Source organism: Glutamicibacter sp. BW80 (genome assembly GCF_002332385.1).
Lineage (GTDB): Bacteria > Actinomycetota > Actinomycetes > Actinomycetales > Micrococcaceae > Glutamicibacter.
On the sequence record NZ_NRGV01000036.1, the window covers coordinates 1 to 3280 of the forward strand.

Consider the following 3280-nt stretch of genomic DNA (forward strand, 5'->3'; position numbering starts at 1 on the left):
GGTGGTGATGCTCATGGTGCAGTGAGTTTCCTGTTCTCGCCCTGTCTGGGGTGAGGCGGGGGTTGCTATGAGTGGCTGGTCTCACTTGATCCTGACAGACAGGGAGTACCCGATGCATGTACTGAGCTTTGATTTCCAGTCGGATGTCACCTCTTGTGGCCGTCATATCCGGTTCTTCAATGTCATTGATGAGTACACGCGGACCGCTTTGGCGATCATTCCCCGCAGGTCTTTTAAAGCTGCTGATGTGGTGGCTGTTTTGGAGGACATCATTGCTGAAACTGGGATCCAGCCAACGTTTGTGCGGTGTGATAACGGGCCTGAGTTCACTGCTGACGCGCTGGTGGATTGGTGCAACACTGTGGGGGTGTCCACTGCGTTTATCGATCCGGGCTCACCTTGGCAGAACGGTTTTATCGAGTCGTTCAATGCGCAGTTCCGGCGTGAACAGCTTTCCGGGGAAATTATGGACACTATGGTGGAAGCGAAGTATTTGGCTGATGAATGGAAAGACATTTACAATCATGAGCGTCCACATGGGTCTTTGGATGGGTTGACGCCGTCCCGGTTTTGGGATGAGTGGGTTAGAGAGAATCAGTTAGCTATCGCATAGCTGCTGGACTGCTTAAAGGGACCCAACCACATTGATGAGATATATCCGTGTTTGTTCTTATCTGGGTGTTAGTGCCGGGAGATGATGTTGCCAGTGGGTTGAACACGACTCGCTGCAAGCGCGCGATAACTTAGACGGATACTCGCAGACGAGCGAAGTTCTTGTCATAGGAATAGTCTGCTGATCGTGCTCGCTTGCTTCAGGGGGACAAGAAAGCGAGACGAATTCATGAAGATCACAACCTTGCGACTGAGCAACTTTCAGTCCTTCAGCGCGACCCCAACTCCAATCGCTCTTGCGGATATGACATATGTGCTAGGACCGAACGGGGCGGGTAAGACTGCAGTACTGGAGGCTCTCTCGCGGTTATTCAGTCCGGTGGTTGCGCAACGGAAGATCCGGTTGAGCGATTTTCATGTTCCTTCCGGCCTTAGCATGGCGGAAGTTCAAGAAAAAGGGGCACGACTGTGGATCGAGGTCGACATCGAGTTCGCCGAAACAGGCGGAGACGGCCAGCATGCCTCAGTGCCGCCGAATTTCTCTCACATGGCGATCAAAACCGAAGACGGTGTGCCTCAGATCAGGGTGCGTTTGACAGCTGAGCTTGCGCTCGATGGAGAGATCGACGAGAAGATCGAGTATGTTCTGGATGCCGATGATTCGGGTGAGCCAGAATCTACAGCGGCAATGTCGCGCTATGACCGGGGGCATATTGAGGTGCATTATTTGCCGGCCCGTCGGGACCCCACTGATCACATCGCGTATACGACAACATCGTTGATCGGTCGGACGCTGAGAGCTGCAGACTGGACGCAAGAACGCACGACACTGGCCGAATTGACCACGCAGATCACAGATGCACTAGCTTCCAACAGTGCGGTCGCGAGTGTTGGAGTTCAACTCACGGAGCAGTGGAAGGGACTCCACAAGAGTGTGTTCTTTGCTGATCCATCGATTGCATTTGGACGTGGCGAGATTGATGGCGTGCTGCGCCAACTGACCGTCACTTTCTCGCCCTCTCACGACGGTGCCCAACTGCCTTTTGAGAGGCTCAGTGACGGACAGAAGTCCCTGCTGTATATCTCGTTGGTACTCTCTTGGCAAGTGCTCGCGCGCAAGGTTCTTACTGGTGAGGAGACCTCGCTCAACCCCGATAAAATGCGCCCGCCAGTGCACACGGTCATCGCGTTGGAAGAACCAGAAAATAGCCTGGCGCCCCAATATCTGGGACGGATCATCCGGCAATTGCGGGGGGCCTGCGAGGAAGGTGACGTCCAAACCCTCATTGCTACGCACGCCCCTGCGCTCCTGCGTCGCGTTGACCCGGAAGAAATTTGTTTCCTGCGCTTGAATGATCAACGCGAAACTACTATCCACCGTATTCAGTTGCCAGAAGATGCCCCAGTGGCCGCTAAATACGTGCAGGAGGCAGTGAAAGCATATCCCGAGCTTTATTTCGCGCGTCTGGTTGTCTTAGGCGAAGGTGCTAGCGAGCAAGTGGTATTGCCCCGCGTACTATCAGCGGCAGGCATCGCTGAGGATGATGCATCAGTCTCTGTGGTGCCTCTGGGGGGACGACATGTGAACCATTTTTGGCGGCTACTTAATGAACTGCAGATTCCGCATGTGACCTTGCTTGATCTGGACAGCGGACGGCACGAAGGAGGGTGGGGACGCGTCCGTAATGCTCTCAAGCAGATTAACAAGATCAACCCGAATACGTACACAAAGGAACAGATCGAAGGTCTTTCAAAATGGAACGATGACGGCGATTTCCCAGTGTTCAACGACCCACTCTTCCTCAAAGGCGATGGCCCGGTCCGGGCGTTGGAACAACATGGGGTATTCTTCTCAAATCCGGTCGACCTTGATTTACTGATGATGGAAGCTTTTCCCGAAGCCTACGCGGTCGCTCCGGCCGTACCAGACGATAAGATGATCGTGGCAGTGTTGGGTAAGTCGCACACGCATGAAGAACGTCTTGGCTCGAATGTCTTAAATCTGTTCAACGACTATCACGCCAAGTTTGATCTGAAGAGCAAGCCCGCCACACACCTCGGAGCACTTTCCACTTTGGAGGATAACGAACTCATGGAGGGTCTTCCGGAGGTTCTCCTCCGATTAATCGGGCACGTGCGTACCAAGCTGTCAGGGTTGTCAGAATGATCCGGGTGGAAGATTGGTCCCCAATTGACGGATTAATTCTCGAACCTAACGCAATGATGGCGGCAACCACATTAGGCCAAAACGTCGTGGTCGCGGCGGGGCCTGGGGCAGGGAAGACCGAATTGCTGGCGCAGCGCGCTGACTTTCTCTTACAGACTGGATCTTGCCCGTATCCGCGCCGGATACTCGCGGTCTCCTTCAAAATCGACGCGGCCCGAAATCTTCGTGAACGCGTGCGCTTGCGTTCAGGCGGCCAGTTTGCGGCCAGATTCGATAGCTTTACGTTCCATGCGTTTGCCAAGAGGATCATTGACAACTATCGACCAGCTCTTACCGGGCAGAATGCTCTGAACGCAAATTACCGCGTGGATCCTGACAATCGGATTGCTGGCGAACAGATCACGTTCAAAGATCTAGTGCCCCTAGCGCTGGAGATCCTCGGCAAGAACCGGTACGTCCGAGGTGGAATACGTCAGACGTACCAGGGTTCTGGACATGCTC

Annotated in this window: 2 protein-coding genes and 1 pseudogene; all 3 read left to right on the forward strand. The window is 54.1% G+C overall.

The features are described from left to right. Positions 1–103: 103 nt before the first annotated feature. Positions 104–613 (forward strand): annotated as a pseudogene (locus CIK76_RS11410) (IS3-like element ISAar3 family transposase); the annotation flags it as partial. Between the two features lie 228 nt (positions 614–841). Further along, positions 842–2779, forward strand: coding sequence for an AAA family ATPase (locus CIK76_RS11415; protein WP_096286535.1), 1938 nt, complete (start codon positions 842–844; stop codon positions 2777–2779). 53 nt (positions 2780–2832) lie between these two features. Further along, positions 2833–3280 (forward strand): UvrD-helicase domain-containing protein (locus CIK76_RS11420; RefSeq protein ID WP_217990382.1); only part of this gene is annotated, 448 nt, incomplete at its 3' end.